The organism is Nonomuraea sp. NPDC004186, assembly GCF_053603495.1.
This window is the reverse complement of record NZ_JBSGFQ010000047.1, coordinates 75,243-91,704: the sequence shown is the minus strand read 5'-3', so window position 1 is coordinate 91,704 and position 16,462 is coordinate 75,243. Positions and strand designations below refer to the sequence as shown.

Genomic DNA, 16,462 nt, shown 5'->3' with positions numbered 1-16,462 from the left:
GTAACTGATCTGCTTCAGGAAACCGCCCCGGTCGTACGGCAGCACCCGGTAGACCTCATAATCGCAGCCGGGCATGCAGAAGTAGTTGGTCTCCCACTCGTAGGTGCCACCAGCATCAGGCCCGCGGCCGCGGGCGCCCGACAACGCCTGTTATGAATCACGGATCGGCACCGATCTCATCTGGGAGAGCGCTCTCTCTCCTACTGGAGGTACCGTGTTCCGATCCAGACGCCCGTTATGGGTGGCTCTTTCCCTGGTCGCCGCCCTGATCGTCGCACCACAGGCGGCTGCGGCCGCCGACCCCCTCACGATCACCGATTTCGAGTCGGACAGCGTTCCCTCAGGCGTGTACGCCTGGGGCAACGACGCGGCCTCGACCCCCACGCTCACGATCGAGCCTGGCCCCGGCAGGCCGGGAGCCCCGGCGACCAACCGGGTGCTCAAGTCGGTCTACACCGTGAGCCAGTGGGGCGGCTGGTCGCACGATCTGGCCGCCACCCAGGACTGGTCCCCGTACGAGGGCTTCTCCTTCTGGGTGAACGGCGCCGCCTCGGGCCAGAAGATCTTCTTCGAGGTCAAGGACGGTGGCGGCGGGGCAGGCGCCGCCGAGCTGTTCGAGTCGTCGTTCACCGACGACACGGCGGGCTGGCGGCAGGTGAAGGTGCCGTTCGGGAGCTTCACCAGGCGCGCCGACTACCAGCCCGGCGGCGCGCCGTCCGACGGTGAGCTGGACCTGGTCGCCATGTGGGGCTACTCGATGCGGCTCCCGGCCTCCTCCCAGGGCACCCTGGAGTGGGACCAGGTCGAGCTCTACGGCACCGCTCCCCCGCGCCCGGTCAGGCTGTCCACTGACCGGCCCGTCTACCCGGTGAACGAGAAGGGCGAGGCCAAGGTCAACGTCACCGTCGCCACCGCCGACGGCCGCCCCCTGCCCGCCGACCTGGCCGTGTCCTACAGGACCGGTACGGGCACCGCGACCCCCGGCGGCGACTACACGCCCGTCGAAGGCACGCTGACGTTCCCCGCGGGCACGGCGTCCGGGGCCGCCAAGGCGTTCACGGTCAAGACGCTGAAGGACGGCCAGGACGAGGTCGCCGAGACCATCCCGATCGAGCTGTCCGGCACGGGCACCAGGCCCCCGGCCGAGGCCCCGGTGGTCATGATCAACGCACACGGCCTCCCCTACCTGAACCCCCGCAAACCGATCAAGGAACGCGTCGCCGACCTGATCGGGCGGATGACGCTGGACGAGAAGATCGGGCAGATGACGCAGGCCGAGCGCGGCGCGCTGGGCAAGCAGAGCGACATCGCCACGTACGTGCTCGGCTCCCTGCTGTCGGGCGGCGGCTCCACCCCCTCGTCCAACACGCCGCGGGCCTGGGCCGACATGATCGACGCGTTCCAGCTCCAGGCGCAGCGGACCCGGCTCCAGGTGCCGCTGATCTACGGCGTGGACGCCGTGCACGGCCACAACAACGTGGTCGGCGCGACGATCTTCCCCCACAACGTGGGCCTGGGCGCCACCCGCGACCCGGACCTCGTCGAGCGGGCGGGCGAGATCACCGCCCGCGAGGTCAAGGCCACCGGCATCCCCTGGGACTTCGCGCCGTGCCTGTGCGTGTCGCGCGACGACCGGTGGGGGCGGGCCTACGAGTCGTTCGGGGAGGACCCGGCGCTGGTGTCGCGGATGGCCACGGTCATCGACGGCCTGCAGGACAACGGGGTGCTGGCCACGGCCAAGCACTACGTCGGTGACGGCGGCACCGCGTACGGCTCCTCGACCAGCGGCGACTACACGATCGACCAGGGCGTCACCAAGGCCGGCCGCCAGGAACTGGAGGCGGTCCACCTGGCGCCGTTCGTGGAGGCGGTCAAGCGCGGCGTGGCCACCGTCATGCCGTCGTTCTCCAGCGTCGACTTCGGTGACGGCCCGCTCAAGATGCACGCCCACAAGGAGCTGATCACGGACGTGCTCAAGGGCCGACTGGGCTTCAAGGGATTCGTGATCAGCGACTGGCAGGCCATCGACCAGATCCCCGGCGACTACCCGAGCGACGTGCGCACCTCCGTCAACGCCGGGCTCGACATGATCATGGTGCCATACGCCTACCCGGCCTTCGAGAGCACGCTGAAGGCCGAGATCGAGGCCGGGCGCGTGCCGGTCGGCCGGGTGGACGACGCGGTCGCCAGGATCCTGACCCAGAAGTTCCGGCTGGGGCTGTTCGAGCACCCGTACGCCGACCGGTCGGGGATCGACGACGTCGGCTCGGCGGCGCACCGGGCGGTCGCGCGCACGGCGGCGGCCAGGTCGCAGGTGCTGCTGAAGAACGACGGCGGCCTGCTCCCCCTGCGCCGCGACGCCAGGATCTACGTGGCCGGCTCGAACGCCGACGACATCGGCAACCAGACCGGCGGCTGGACGATCAGCTGGCAGGGCTCGTCCGGGCCGATCACTCCCGGCACCACGATCCTGTCAGCGATCCGTTCCCGCGCGTCCTCCGTGACGTACTCGCGCGACGCCTCGGCCGAGCTGGCCGGGCACGACGTGGGCGTCGTGGTGGTGGGCGAGACCCCGTACGCCGAGGGACAGGGCGACGTGGGCCGCGCCGGGCGCACGCTGGAGCTGTCGGCCGCCGACCGGGCCGCGATCGACAAGGTGTGCGGGGCGATGAAGTGCGCGGTCCTGGTCGTCTCCGGGCGTCCGCTGCAGCTCGGCGACCTGTCGGGCGTCGAGGCCGTGGTGGCCTCCTGGCTGCCGGGCACCGAGGGCGCGGGGGTGGCCGACCCATTGTTCGGGGCGGTGCCGTACACGGGGCGGCTGCCGTTCACCTGGTTCCGTTCGGTGGCGCAGTTGCCGATCAACGTGGGCGACGCGGCTTATGACCCGCTCTGGCCTTACGGGTGGGGGCTGCGTACCGACCGGGCCCGCGACCGGCTCAAGGCGGCGCGCGACCGGCTCGCCTCCGGCGACGGGTTCTCCAAGGCCGCGTCGCTGCTCCTCGCGCTGCCCGCGCGCGCCTGGAACGCCGACGGGTCCGTACGTGACGCGCGGGCCGTCCTGGGCGCCCTGGGCACGGCCGCGACGCTGCTCGAACGGTCGAAGACGGACGCGTACACCGTGGACGACGCCGTCGTGTCGGTGGCCAGGGACGTCGCGCAGGGCGCGGGCAGGCGGCCCGACCTGCAGGCGGCGGCCGACCACGAGCTGGCGGCGGGCAACCTGAGGAAGGCGGTGGACCTGCTGGCCCAGGCCGCCCGCTGAGGTCACGAGGGGCTGTTCCCGCCCCGGCGGGAACAGCCCCTCACATCAGTCGCGGCACAGGCAGAACGGGTGTCCGGCCGGATCCAGGAACACCCGGAAGCTGTCGTCCTCGCTCGGCTGGTGCCCGTGCTTGGTCGCGCCGATCTCGATCACCTGCTTCTCCGCCTCGTCCATGTCGACCACCGTCACGTCGAGGTGGAGCTGCTGGGGACGCTCCGGGTCCGGCCAGGTGGGCGGCCGGAAGTCGGGGGCGAGCTGGAACCCCACCCGCTTGGGAGCCCCGCCGTCGCTCACCACCGCCCACTCGTCATCGGCGTAGGTGACGGGCCATCCCAGCAGCCGGGAGTAGAACTCGGCCAGCGCCCTGGGGTCGGGACAGTCGAGCACGACAGTGCGGAACTCAGCGATGCCACTCACTCGATTCACCTCTCATATTCGTTTGCGGGCACGTCCGCAGACAAGAATGGATGCCATGGCTGCCAACTCGTACATGGTGCCGCTCGGCACTCCAGCACCCGCCTTCGACCTGACCGCCATCGACGGCGGCAGTGTCTCACTCGGGGATCTCAAAGGCTCGCCCGCCACTCTGGTGGTCTTCCTGTCCAACCACTGCCCGTATGTGCGCCACATCGAGAAGGGCCTCGGCGCCTTGGCCGCCGACTACGGCGCCAGGCTTTCCATCGTCGCGATCAGCAGCAATGACAGCGTGAACTACCCGGACGATGATCCGACACACCTGGCTGAGCAGGCGGCGCGGGCCGGGTTCTCGTTTCCGTACCTGCTGGACGACACCCAGGAGGTCGCCAAGGCCTACCGGGCGGCGTGCACGCCTGACTTCTTCCTGTACGACGCGCACCTGCAGCTCGTCTACCGGGGCGAGTTCGACGGCGCCAGGCCGGGCAACTCGGTGCCGGTGACCGGCGAGTCGCTGCGCGCCGCCATCGACGCCGTGCTCGAGGGCGAGCCGGTGCCCGGGGAGCAGAACCCTTCGCTGGGCTGCGGCATCAAGTGGAAGCCGGGCAACGCTCCCGCGTGATCCGGTTCCGGCCCTGCTCACCGGGCGGTGCCCAGCCGAGCAGCTACCGGGACGCGGTGACGGCCGACCGACCTCGGCAAGCCGGTCGGAAGTGCCCCGCTGCCTGCCCGTGTGGCGCGTCGCCATCGCCTGCCCCCGGCAGTCACCTGGTCGGCCCTGGCGGTGGGGGCCGCCGGGAAGGAGCCGGCGCTGCGGCCGCGAGAAGGTGGCACGCTTGTTCGCCGGGTTCGACGTGCTCGAACCCGGCGGCACCCGCGTGGCGGAGCCCGCGGGCGGCGAGCGGGCGGGCCGCTCAGGCGCCCGCGGCGCTGACGGCGGGCGGGAGGGCCAGCAGCAGTTCGTGCGGCTCGCCGCCGTCCCAGTGGCGGATCAGCTGGTTGCCTCCCTCCCCTGGGTCGAAGCTCTCGCACCCCAGGGGCCCGTAGCAACCCGCCTGGTCCAGCATGAGGATCAGCGGATCGTCCTCGGGCAGGCTGGCCGCATAGGCGGCGGTGTCGAGGAGAGCCAGGGCCAGCCTGGCGTTGCGACCGCCGTCCTTGGACTCCACGCGGTCGAGGCGGCGCCGGGCTTGGGCACGGAGGTACTCGGCGAGCGATTCGGACCTACTCACGACAAACCTTCTTCGATCACGTACATACGGCTACGACATCATCACGCAAGGTGACGGTTTTTCGTGGGACGTTTGCCAACTCCAGCCAGTCGCCACCCCGTCCATCACTGGCTTTGGGGCGCAGTGCATCATTTGTTGCATGAGTGCGTTCGACGACCTGTATGCCGCCAACGCGAGGTTTTCCAAGAAGTTCGGAAACTCCGGCCTCACAGGCCGCGCCGGCCGTGGGCTGGCCGTCGTGACCTGCATGGACTCCCGCATCGACCCGCTCGGCCTGCTGGGCCTGAAGCCCGGCGACGCCAAGATCCTGCGCAACGCGGGCGCCCGGGTGACGGACGACGTCCTGCGCACCCTGGTGCTGGCCGTCTACCTGCTCGGCGTGGAACGCGTCCTCGTCATGCCCCACACGGACTGCGGCATGGCCAAAGTCACCGACCCGGACGTCCACGCCCTCACCCAGGAACGCGGGGTGGACACCCGCAGCCTGGAGTTCCACACGGTCCCCGACCAGACCGAGGCGCTCCGCCACGACCTCACCCGCATCAGGACCAGCCCGTTCCTGCCGGAGGGCATGCCGATCGCGGGAGCCATCTACGACGTCCGCACGGGCCGGCTGACGCCTGCCGCGTTCTGAAGGACTTCACCTGACCTGAGTGGTGCCCGGTCCGTACAGCATGACCGGGCGCCCCGGGCCCGCCCTGGGCGCGTACGAGAGGACGCGCTTTGGGCGATCCGAGCTCTCCCCCCGTCCCCGTACGAGAGGACGCGCTTTGGGCGATCTGAGCTCTCCCCTCGTCCCCGACGGCGCGAGCGCGGACGACTTCGTGGGGGCACTGCGCCGGTTGCGGTTGTGGGCGGGCTCGGTGGAACCAAGGTGGTTTCAGGGACCGAAGTCGCCGTCATGCCCCTCAGCACGATCTCGTACGTGCTGGCGGGGTCGGGCTGCCCAAGCTGCCGCGCCTGAAGTTCGTGGAGGCGTACGTCGCCGTCTGCCTCGCGACCTGCGCTTGTCCGGAGGGGGACATACGGGAGCAGGTGGAACACTGGCGCACGATCTGGCGCCACTTATCCCACAACCGACCAGCCGGTACCAGGCACCCCAGACGGCGCGAGCGGCCCGCTCATTCAAAGCCCAGGACCCTCACAACCGAGCAGCCCGCACACCACGACCCCTGAGACGACCCGAGCGGCCCCGCAAAGGCCCTGAGAACCGTCAGCGAAGAGCCAGCGGCGCACGCGTAGCAATCCGGAGCCCCGCTCCGCGCGTCAGAGCCTCGAGAGGCCGCGCTGAGCCGCGACCCGGGGTACCACTCCAGGAAATCGCCAAACGGCCCTGCATGGCACCTCAGAGCCGCGCGCGCATGCCTCAGGAACTCCCCTGACCGTTCACAGGGGGCTCACCAGCCACCCTGGGCACCCCGGGCTGTCTCTCCCTGGGTCCCTTGGGCGGCCTCCCAGACGCCCGCCGCGCACACAACCTCACCGGACAGCAGAACGGCTCCACGTCCTCACCGGACGGCGGAACAGCTAGGCGTCGATGTGGTCGCGATCGACCTCGGCGGCGCTGTTGACGATGAACTCCCGCCGAGGCGCAACCTCGCTCCCCATGAGCAGGTTGAAGATGGCCTCGGCCTCCTCGACGTCCTCGATGCGGACGCGGCGCAGGACGCGGTGGCGCGGGTCCATGGTCGTCTCGGCCAGCTGGTCGGCGTCCATCTCGCCCAGACCCTTGTACCGCTGCACGGGGTCCTTCCACCGCTTGCCCCGGCGTTCGAGATCCCGCAGCACCTTCTGCAGCTCGGCGTCCGAGTAGCAGTAGATGTACTTCTCCTTGCCCCGCCCGGGATTGGTCAGCTCGATGCGGTGCAGCGGCGGCACGGCGGCGAACACGCGCCCCGCCTCCACCATCGGCCGCATGTAGCGGTGGAAGAGGGTCAGCAGCAGGCAGCGGATGTGGGCACCGTCCACGTCGGCGTCGGCCATGAGGATGACCTTGCCGTAGCGGGCGGACTCGATGTCGAACGAGCGCCCGGACCCGGCCCCGACGACCTGGATGATGGCGGCGCACTCGGCGTTCTTGAGCATGTCGCTCACGGACGCCTTCTGGACGTTGAGGATCTTGCCCCGGATCGGCAGCAGCGCCTGGAACTCCGAGTCGCGGGCCAGCTTGGCCGTGCCAAGGGCCGAGTCACCCTCGACGATGAACAGCTCGCTGCGGTCGATGCCGTCGCTGCGGCAGTCGACCAGCTTCGCCGGGAGCGCCGAGTTTTCCAGCGCGCTCTTGCGCCGCTGGTTGTCGCGGTGCTCGCGGGCCGCGATGCGGGCCTTGGCGGCGGCGACGATCTTCTCGAGCACGGCGCGCAACTGCTGCTTGAAGCCGCGCGGCGGGTTGGTGAACAGCTCCCTCAGCTCGCGGGAGACCACGTGGGAGACGATGCGGGTGGCCGCAGAGGTGCCGAGCACCTCCTTGGTCTGGCCCTCGAACTGCGGCTCCGGCACCCGGACCGTGACCACGCCGGTCAGGCCCTCGGAGATGTCGCTGTTGGTGACGGGGTCGTCGCCGTTCTTCAGCAGGCGCGTCTCGCGCAGCAGCTCGTTGACCGTGCGCACCAGGCCGCGCTCGAACCCGGTCAGGTGGGTGCCACCCTTGGGGGTGGAGATCACGTTGACGAACGAGCGGACGGTCGACTCGTAGCCCTTGCCCCAGCGGATCGCCACGTCGACGGTGAGCTCGCGCTGCACCTCGGTGGGCGTCATGTGGCCCTGGTCGTCGAGGACCGGCACGGTCTCGTGGAAGTGGCCCAGGCCCTGCAGCCGCAGCACCTCGCACACGGCCTCGTCGCGGGCCAGGAACTCGGTGAACTCGGAGATGCCGCCGTCGAAGCGGAACTCCTCCTCGGTGCGCTCCTCGTGCCTGCTGTCGAAGACGGCCAGCGTCAGGCCGGGCACCAGGAACGCGGTCTGCCGCAGGCGCACGTGGATCTCGTCGAGCGAGACCTCGGCGTCGGGCAGGAAGATCTGCTTGTCGGCCCAGAAGCGCACACGGGTGCCGGCGGGGTTCTTGGGGAGCTTGTCGCCGATGCGCAGGCCGGACTTCTTCTTGAACTTCGCGGTGGGCCCGGGGCCGTCGAAGATCCCGGGGACGCCACGGCGGAAGCTGATCTCGTGGACCTTGCCGTCGCGGTCGACCTCGACGTCCACTCGCGAGGACAGGGCGTTGACCACGGAGGCGCCGACGCCGTGCAGGCCACCGGACGCGCCGTAGGAGCCGCCGCCGAACTTGCCGCCCGCGTGCAGCTTGGTATAAACCAGCTCGACCCCGGCCAGACCGCTCTTGGGCTCGATGTCGACGGGGATGCCCCGGCCGTTGTCGCGCACCTCGATGGAACCGTCGGCGTAGAGCTCGACCTCGATGCGGTCACAGTGACCCGCCAGCGCCTCGTCGACGCCGTTGTCCACGATCTCCCAGAGGCAGTGCATGAGCCCGCGGCTGTCGGTGGACCCGATGTACATACCAGGGCGCTTGCGAACTGCTTCCAGGCCCTCAAGCACCGACAGGTGACGAGCCGTGTAACCCGCCTCCACTAGCGTCACTCCAGCTCCCCTGGTCTAGGCATCGAACACGTGTGCGTAGCTTACCGTTCTTCCCACACGCGCGCGTACAAGCTTGCCATGCCGACACGTTTGCCGTTACCAACCGGCTGATCGTCATTACTTTGGGACACATTCCGCTCTGGGCGTAGAGAGGGGGCGGTTGGGAACGTCCACGTCCGGTTAGATGTTGTTCCAAGTGACTGACGCCAGATCCTCGCTTCGGCGGGGGTGACCCGAAAGGCGATACGTGACTGGAGCTCTCGCCCCCGTTAAGCCGCTGACGGCCCTCGACCGCTGCGACCGCTGCGGCGCCCAGGCCTACATTCGCGCGACCCTGCCTGTGGGTGGGGAGTTGCTGTTCTGCGCCCACCACGGGCGTCAGCACATCGCAGCGCTGCGCGAAAAGGGTGCCGACATCCTGGACGAGTCGGCTCGACTCAGCGAAACCTCTTCAATTGCCCCCAACGACGAGCGCTGACGCAGCGCCTGTCGTGCTGAGATAACCACATATAGCGACAACGCAGAACGGCGACCCCGGCACCGCCCGGGGCCGCCGTTCTGCGTTCAGTCACTCTGGTATGCCCGGAGACACGCCGTCATGCACGGAGAACGGGCTTTATACGAGCGGATCGGCCGGTGCACACGCAGACGCGCGACTTCGCAGGCAGGTCGGTCACTTCGCAGGCAGACGCGCGACTTCGCGACAGACGCGCCGCTTCACAGGCAGACGCGCCGCTTCGCAGGCAGACGCACGACTTCACGGGCAGACGTGCGACTTCACGGGCAGACGTGCGACTTCACGGGCAGGTAAGCCGCTTCACGGGCAGACGCGTGACTTGGCAGGCGGACGCGCGACTTTGCGGGACGCCAGACCCCCGCAGAGCGGCCGCCGGGACCGATATCGACGCGGTCGTGCCCAGAAGCATCGGCCGCGCCCAAAGCGACAGCGAGGCCGGTCAGCGGACCCGGTAGTGGTACCGGTCCACGATCTCGAGTCCCTCACCACGGTAGAGAGCCTGCGCGGCCAGGTTCGGGGCCGTGGTGACCAGGTAGGCGGATTTCGCATCCGCATGCCGCACGAGCGCCCGGATGACCGCACGAGCCAGTCCCCGCCTGCGGGCCTGGGGCAGGGTGGCCATGCAGTAGATCCCAAGCGTGTCACTCTGCGAGGACGCCTCGTCCCGAGAGACACCGTACGTGCCGGCCTGGGGCACGGCCCGGCCGACGGCCAGCGCCACGCCGTCCTCCTCGAACGCCGCGTACCAGGCGGGCACCCCGGTGCAGATGCGCTCCGCCTCCTCGAACCCGGTGCCGTAACGACCGTCCACGGCCCACCACGTCTCCAGCCAGCCCTGCCACGGCCGGTCCTCGATCCTCACCTGGTACGGGGGCGGAGGGCCGGCGGGCGAGCCGGCCATGATGACGGTCGGATCGACCAGTTCATAGCCTCTCCGCTCCAGCTCCTCGTCCAGCCCGGGCGTGGCGTTCGGCCCCAGCGAGAAGACGCAACGCACCCCGCGCTCCCCGTAGAAGGCCTCCGCCGCCTCGATCGCCCCGTCCAGGTCGGCGGGCTCGTCCAGAGGGAGTACCGAGTTGGCCCGCTTGGTCACGCCACCGGCGTAACGAAGCACCCATCCGTCGTGAACGCGCTGCTCATAGGCGGGCCAGGCTTCATGGACAAGGAGGTCGAAATTCACCCGCGCAGCCTAGCCGACCTCCGAATACGCCCTCCCTCCTGCCTGCCGGGCGCCGGTTGCCGGGGCTGAAGCCTCCCCAGAACGCTTCCACAGCGTGCCGCAGGGCCGGGCCGACGCCGGAGCGGGACTCGCCGCCATGCCGGGAGCCTGCGCCCGAGGCCGACGATTCAGCGAAGAACATGGCCCAGAGGGCGCCGTTGCGGCGGCCCCGGCCGTGTCCACCCGGTGAGCGTCACCCTGGACAGAGCCCGGCCACGGTCGGCGGGTGGTGCCCGCTTGGGCCACCGTAAAAGATCGTGACGGGGACGGCGGGAGAGCCTCCGACCAGGAGCAATAAGGTAAGGGGTTGTGCTGATCCTGTTGCCGCCGTCCGAGGGGAAGGCGCCCGAAGGCAGCGGGCCGCCCGTCGGCGAGCTGTCCTTCCCCACCCTCGACAAGGCCCGCAAGCGCGTGCTGAACGCGCTCGTACGGGCCTCCAAGCGCCGCGACGCCCTCGACGTGCTCGGCCTCACGCCTGGGCTCGCTGGCGAGCTGGTCAAGAACGCGGCCCTCAAGACCGCCCCCACCCTGCCGGCCGCCGACCTCTACACCGGCGTCCTCTACGACAACCTCGGGCTGGGCACCCTCGACGACGAGGCGCGGAGGCGGGCGGAGGAGGCGGTGCTGATCTTCTCCGGCCTGTGGGGTGTGGTGAGAATCACAGATCTCATCCCGCCGTACCGGCTCTCGATGGGCGTCAATCTCCCGCCTCTCGGCGGGCTGGCCACGTTCTGGCGTCCGTTGATCGCCAAGGAGCTGGACCGGGTGCCGGGGCTGGTGGTGGATCTCCGTTCGGCCACGTACGCGAGTGCCTGGCAGCCTGGTGCACGGTCGGTGACGGTACGGGTGTTCCGGGACGGCAAGGTCGTCAGCCACATGGCCAAGGCGACCCGGGGCGAGATCGCCCGAGCCCTTCTGCGGCACGACACCGCCCCGGACACCCCTGACGAGCTGGCCAAGACCCTCGATGCCCTGGGCTACACCATCGACCTGGCCGAGCCCGCCCGCGCCAACCGCCCCTGGACCCTCGACGTGCACGTCACCGACCCGGCGTAAGGGGTCGCGGGACGGCTACTGCCCATCGCCCGATCGCAGGGAGCCGGTCAAGGGCGGGCCCGCCCTGGTGATGCCGCCTCTCGACGGTGACCGTCCGTAGCGACGACCCTCAGGCGGGGATACGTCTCCACGAGCCGTGCCACAACGGGCGTGGGGTGGGGCGATTGGCGTGCGGTGGGGGTACTGGGACTGCTGACCGTCGCTGACGCGGGGCATACATCCGGGCTCGGGCGAGGCGCATGCGCCTGAGCTCGGGCGTGTCGGAGGCACGCGGCGGGCTGCGGGCCACGATCGTCAGCGCAGCGCCCCGGGCATGTCGCACGATCGCGAACTGCCCGGGCATGTCGGAGGCACGTCACGGGCTACGGCCACGATCGTCGGAGCAGCGCGTTGGGCATTTCGCTCGATCGCGGGCCGCCCGGGCGTGTCGCACGATCGCGAACTGCCCAGGCGTTTCGCACGATCACCGGCTGCCCGGGCGTGTCGCACGGCCGCGACGCTGGATATACGCGGCGCCAGCGATGCGACCGGGGGCGCCCCGTAGTGCGGTGGAGAGCGACGGGAGCGCGACAGAGCCACCCGTGGTGCAGTGGGGGCGGTGGTGACAGTGCGTCAAGCCATCGACGCTGCAGCGGCGGTCCCGTAGGGGTACGGCGGCGCGGCGATGGTGCAACTGAGGCGTTGGGGACTGCGAAAAGCCACCGACGGCGCAGCGGCGGTGCCACCGGCCGAGGGGGCGGAGGTGCAGCCGAGGTGCCAACGGCCGATGGGGCGGGGCGGCGGCATGGGTGCAGCCGAGGTGGCAACGGCCGGGTGCAGCTGAGGTGCCAACGACGCGACGAGCGACCATGATCCAGCGGCGGTGCGGGGAGTACGGCAGAACCGTCAGCGGTCTGGCGCGGCGTGCAGCAGGGCCGTCGGCTGGGTGCTGGGGCGTGCAGCAGGGCCGTCAGTCGGGTGACGGGGCGTGCAGCAGGGCCGTCGGCTGGGTGGTGGGGCGTGCGGCGGAGGCGGCTGCGGTGTGGCAGACGCGGAGTGGATGGTGGGTGGGAATGCCGCCGCCCCGCACGGAAGGACCGGGCGGGGCGGGGGATTCGTGCGGGTTAGTCCAAGTAGTCCCGGAGGACCTGGGAGCGCGAGGGGTGGCGCAGCTTGGACATGGTCTTCGACTCGATCTGGCGGATGCGCTCACGGGTGACCCCGTAAACCTTGCCGATCTCGTCCAGCGTCTTCGGCTGCCCGTCGGTGAGACCGAAGCGCATCGAGACGACGCCCGCCTCCCGCTCCGACAACGTGTCGAGAACGGAGTGCAGCTGCTCCTGGAGCAGCGTGAAGCTGACGGCGTCGGCCGGGACGATGGCTTCGGAGTCCTCGATGAGGTCGCCGAACTCGCTGTCGCCCTCCTCACCCAGCGGGGTGTGGAGAGAGATGGGCTCACGGCCGTACTTCTGGACCTCGACGACCTTCTCGGGCGTCATGTCCAGCTCGCGGGCCAGCTCTTCCGGCGTGGGCTCGCGGCCCAGGTCCTGCAGCATCTGCCGCTGGACGCGGGCCAGCTTGTTGATCACTTCGACCATGTGGACCGGGATGCGGATGGTCCGCGCCTGGTCGGCCATGGCACGCGTGATCGCCTGCCGGATCCACCACGTGGCGTAGGTGGAGAACTTGTAGCCCTTGGTGTAGTCGAACTTCTCGACGGCCCTGATCAGACCCAGGTTGCCTTCCTGGATCAGGTCGAGGAAGAGCATGCCGCGGCCGGTGTAGCGCTTGGCCAGCGAGACCACGAGCCGGAGGTTGGCCTCCAGCAGGTGGTTCTTGGCCCGGCGACCGTCCTCGGCGATCCACTCCAGCTCGGCCTTGACGTCGACCGGCAGCCCCTCGGTCTCCCCGCCGCCGAGCTGCTCCTCGGCGAACAGGCCCGCCTCGATGCGCTTGGCGAGCTCGACCTCCTGCTCGGCGTTGAGCAGGGGGACCTTGCCGATCTGCTTGAGGTAGTCCTTGACCGGGTCGGCGGTGGCGCCGGCGGCGGCCACCTGGGCGACCGGGGCGTCATCGTCGTCGTCGGACAGGATGAGGACCTCGTCCTCGGTCTTCTGGACCGCGGCGACCTCGGAAGGCTTGGGCTCGGCGTCGGACTCGTCGTCGGACTCCTCCTCACCTTCGGAGTCGGAGTCCTCGGCCACGATCTCGTCGTCCTCGACGTCGATGTCCTCGAGGTCCTCCAGCTCCACGTCGCCGTCGAGCTCGATGTCCTCGTCGTCGTCGGCGTCGGCCCGGGACTCGGGCTTCGGCTTGGTCTCGGCAGGCCCAGCGCTCTTCGGCTCGGCCTTCTTGGCGGCGGCGGGAGCCGCGGCCTTCTTCGCCGCCGGAGCGGCCTTCTTGGCAGGGGCCGCCTTCTTGGCGGCCGGCTCGGCTTCAGTGGTGCCCACGACCGCGGTCACGGTCTCGGGCTGCTGCTCTTTGGCGGCCGCTGCCGTCTTGGTCTTGACGGGGGCAGCGGTGCGGCGCTTTGCTGGACCACGAGACTTCTTCGGCGCAGCCGAATCCGCGGCGGTCACGACCACGGTCACGCCCTCTTTGCTGAGGTTCCGCAAGAACGCGGCGGCGTGCGACATGGGGATGTCCGCCTCCTCAAAGGCCTGACGGACATCCTCAGACTCGAGGAAACCCTGCGAGCGCCCACGCTCGAGCAGTCGCTGAATGACGGGCTCGTTCAGCTCTTGTGGCTTCGAGCGAGTCGAACTTGCAGGCGACACGAACACCTCTCGAACGAACGCGTGGCGACTATGGACCCAGATGCCCGCTGGGGGGCTGTTGCCTCTCTCGGAGATCGGTGAGGCCGTGCGGACCGCGACGGACCTGCACAGCATTCTGGCACGACCCCGCGCTCCGTACGGCCACCTCCCGGCGGTTGACCTCCACCCTAGGCCGACCGAGACAGTAGTGCGTACGTAAGCGGGGCACTGATACCCGAAAGCAACCGTTATGACTGTTTCATTCAGTCACTCTTCGTGGCTGGCGGGACGTGAATTGCTAGCGCGGTAACGTCATCATCCTGTTCATATCCAGACAACATCCGGTCAACCAGGAAGTCCAGCAACATGTGCGGACTACTCACAACTTCAGGCGGAGCTTCGGTCACAACACTGCAAAGGTCTGCCAATCCGGCATCCAGCCCGCGCTTCCTGTTCTCGACGAGACCGTCGGAGTAGAGCACGGCGGTATGGCCGGGCGGCACCACGAACCGGAACTGCCTGCGGCTGGTCGGCCAGCCTAGCGGAGTGCCGGGCTCGCCGTCGCACAGGATCGCCGTGCCCTGCGGCGAAACCAGGACGGGAGGCGGGTGGCCGGCCAGGGCCAGAGTGCCCTCGCCGGTGACCGGCTCCACGACCATGTACGCCAAAGTCGTGACCTGTTCTTCCTCTTCCGTGGCCTCGAAGACCCGGTCGAGCCCGGTCAGCACGGCCGCGGGCGGCGGGTTGGTCAGCGCCAACGCCCGCATGGCGTTGCGGATGCGGCCCATGCCCGCCGCGGCCTTGACGCCCTTGCCCATGACGTCGCCGACGACCGCCGCGACCCGCCCGTCCTGCAGGACGAACGCGTCGTACCAGTCACCGCCGACCTGGACGTGGCGGCTGCCCGAGCGGAAGCGCTGGGCCAGCACCAGACCCTTGATCACGGGCAGGCGGTCGGGCAGCAGGCTGCGCTGCAGCGTCTCGGCGGTGCGGTGCTCACGCTCGAACAGCGTGGCCCGCTCGACCGCCAGCGCGCACTGGCCGGCCAGCGCCTCCAGGAAGACGCCGTCCTCCTGGGAGATCTTCACCGGCCTCGTGAAGGAGAATCGGAGCGCTCCCAGAGCCCTCCCCGCCGCCAGCAGCGGCAGGCCCACCCAGGCCCGCTCGTCGCCGTGGGTGATGAAGCCGGCCAGGATCTCCTCGTCGTCGCCCGCCTCGAGCAGCTGGGCCTTCAGCGACTCGGGCGACTCGGCGAAGACCGGGCGGCGGCTGTTGACGGCCATGGTCATCACGTTGGAGTGGGACAGCGGGATCTCGTCACCCGTGATCCCGGAGGCCTCCATGATGCCCTCGCCGTTGATCAGCTTGAGCGCCGCGCGGTCGGGGTCGAGCAGCGCCACGGCCGAGCGGTCGGCGGCCAGGGCCGTGCGGCCCACGTCGATGATGACCTGCACCACCTGCTCGACCGTCAGGGCCTCGGCCAGCTGGGCGGTGGCCCCCTGGAGCCGGGCGGTGCGCAGGGCGGCGGCGCCGAGCTGGTCGGTCAGCCTGCCGCGCATCTCCTCGGCCTCGCGCTGCGGGGTGACGTCGGTGTTGGCGCCGACCCACTCGACGACCCGGCCGTGCCTGATGATCGGCACGGCCCGCACCTCGAAGTGCCGGTAGCCGCTGGCCCGGGTGCGCACGCGGTAGTTCCACTCGAACATGGTGCGCCCGCGCAGCGCCTCCCTCCAGGCCTCCTCGGTCTGCTGGCGCTCCTCGGGGTGGACGACCTCCAGCCAGCCGTTGGCGAGGTATTCCTCCAGGCCCTGGCCGGTGATGGCGCGCCACTGGGGAGCGTCCTCGACGACCGCGCCGGTGGGGGAGGTGATCCAGACAAGCTGCGACTGGGCCTCGACGAGCGAGCGGTAACGCTCCTCGCTGCGGCGCAGCGCCTCCTCGGTCTGGCGGCTCTCGGTCACGTCGAGCCCGACGAGCGCGATGGCGCGCAGCTCGCCCGCCGCCTCGTCGTGGACCGGCGAGAACGACAGCGACCAGTGCCTGGTGTCGCCCTCCGCCGTCCGCACGCGTACGCGGCCCTCGGTGACGGGCGCGTCGGTCTCGATGACGGCCTGCACGGCGTGGGTGATGATCTGACTGAGGTCGGCGGCCAGCACCTCGACCGGCAGCCTGCCGGCCATGCGCTCGGCGGGCACGTTGACGACGTCGCTGAACACGTCGTTGACCCGCTGGATGCGGCCGTCGCCGTCGAAGAACGCGAAGGCGAACTCGGCCTCCGACAACATGCCCTTGAACAGAGCGGAGTCCGAGATGTCCACATCCGACTCCCGGGGACGGGGAACGGAGGTCTCGGCACTCATGGTCCGCACCTCCGTCGCGTGCCAGGGTCTCCCACGCGGCACATCTCCATAACTGTGTATCGGCGTAGCGCAG

Annotated in this window: 11 protein-coding genes; 5 read left to right on the top strand and 6 right to left on the bottom strand. The window is 69.9% G+C overall.

Going from position 1 to position 16,462, the window contains the following annotated elements:
- Nucleotides 1-214 precede the first annotated feature (214 nt).
- Complete coding sequence (locus ACWEPL_RS33315) at nt 215-3,262, top strand: glycoside hydrolase family 3 N-terminal domain-containing protein (RefSeq protein ID WP_452438526.1); 3,048 nt, start codon at nt 215-217, stop codon at nt 3,260-3,262.
- A 45-nt stretch (nt 3,263-3,307) separates the two neighbouring features.
- On the opposite strand, the gene ACWEPL_RS33310 is transcribed toward ACWEPL_RS33315, so the two are convergent.
- On the bottom strand, nt 3,308-3,679 hold the full coding sequence (locus ACWEPL_RS33310; RefSeq protein ID WP_452438525.1) for a VOC family protein: 372 nt from the start codon (nt 3,677-3,679) through the stop codon (nt 3,308-3,310).
- 55 nt (nt 3,680-3,734) lie between these two features.
- Between ACWEPL_RS33310 and ACWEPL_RS33305 the strand changes: the two genes are divergently transcribed.
- Nucleotides 3,735-4,298, top strand: coding sequence for a thioredoxin family protein (locus tag ACWEPL_RS33305; protein ID WP_363966238.1), 564 nt, complete (start codon nt 3,735-3,737; stop codon nt 4,296-4,298).
- A gap of 292 nt (nt 4,299-4,590) precedes the next feature.
- Here ACWEPL_RS33305 and ACWEPL_RS33300 read toward each other — a convergent pair whose 3' ends face one another.
- The gene (locus tag ACWEPL_RS33300; protein WP_350739125.1) at nt 4,591-4,908 is read right to left on the bottom strand and encodes a hypothetical protein; all 318 of its coding nucleotides are present in this window, start codon (nt 4,906-4,908) and stop codon (nt 4,591-4,593) included.
- 139 nt (nt 4,909-5,047) lie between these two features.
- Here ACWEPL_RS33300 and ACWEPL_RS33295 point away from each other — a divergent pair, with 139 nt between their 5' ends.
- A complete protein-coding gene (locus ACWEPL_RS33295) occupies nt 5,048-5,542 on the top strand; it encodes a beta-class carbonic anhydrase (RefSeq protein ID WP_452438524.1) in 495 nt (164 codons plus the stop codon).
- An 893-nt stretch (nt 5,543-6,435) separates the two neighbouring features.
- Here the strand turns inward: ACWEPL_RS33295 and ACWEPL_RS33290 are convergent.
- Complete coding sequence (locus ACWEPL_RS33290) at nt 6,436-8,502, bottom strand: DNA gyrase/topoisomerase IV subunit B (RefSeq protein ID WP_363966241.1); 2,067 nt, start codon at nt 8,500-8,502, stop codon at nt 6,436-6,438.
- A 247-nt stretch (nt 8,503-8,749) separates the two neighbouring features.
- Here ACWEPL_RS33290 and ACWEPL_RS33285 point away from each other — a divergent pair, with 247 nt between their 5' ends.
- Nucleotides 8,750-8,980, top strand: coding sequence for a DUF7455 domain-containing protein (locus ACWEPL_RS33285; protein ID WP_192786721.1), 231 nt, complete (start codon nt 8,750-8,752; stop codon nt 8,978-8,980).
- Nucleotides 8,981-9,458: 478 nt separating this feature from the next.
- On the opposite strand, the gene ACWEPL_RS33280 is transcribed toward ACWEPL_RS33285, so the two are convergent.
- Nucleotides 9,459-10,199, bottom strand: a complete 741-nt coding sequence (locus ACWEPL_RS33280; RefSeq protein ID WP_363966243.1) for a GNAT family N-acetyltransferase — start codon at nt 10,197-10,199, stop codon at nt 9,459-9,461.
- 348 nt (nt 10,200-10,547) lie between these two features.
- On the opposite strand from ACWEPL_RS33280, the gene ACWEPL_RS33275 reads away from it, so the two are divergent.
- Complete coding sequence (locus ACWEPL_RS33275) at nt 10,548-11,294, top strand: YaaA family protein (protein WP_452438522.1); 747 nt, start codon at nt 10,548-10,550, stop codon at nt 11,292-11,294.
- A gap of 1,103 nt (nt 11,295-12,397) precedes the next feature.
- On the opposite strand, the gene ACWEPL_RS33270 is transcribed toward ACWEPL_RS33275, so the two are convergent.
- Together ACWEPL_RS33270 and ACWEPL_RS33265 are read right to left on the bottom strand one after the other, a co-directional pair.
- Nucleotides 12,398-14,050: an RNA polymerase sigma factor gene (locus ACWEPL_RS33270; RefSeq protein ID WP_355204569.1), complete on the bottom strand. Its 1,653-nt coding sequence runs from the start codon at nt 14,048-14,050 to the stop codon at nt 12,398-12,400.
- A gap of 242 nt (nt 14,051-14,292) precedes the next feature.
- Nucleotides 14,293-16,389 carry a SpoIIE family protein phosphatase gene (locus ACWEPL_RS33265; RefSeq protein WP_355204572.1) on the bottom strand — a complete coding sequence of 699 codons (2,097 nt, stop codon included), beginning with the start codon at nt 16,387-16,389 and terminating at the stop codon, nt 14,293-14,295.
- Nucleotides 16,390-16,462: the final 73 nt, after the last annotated feature.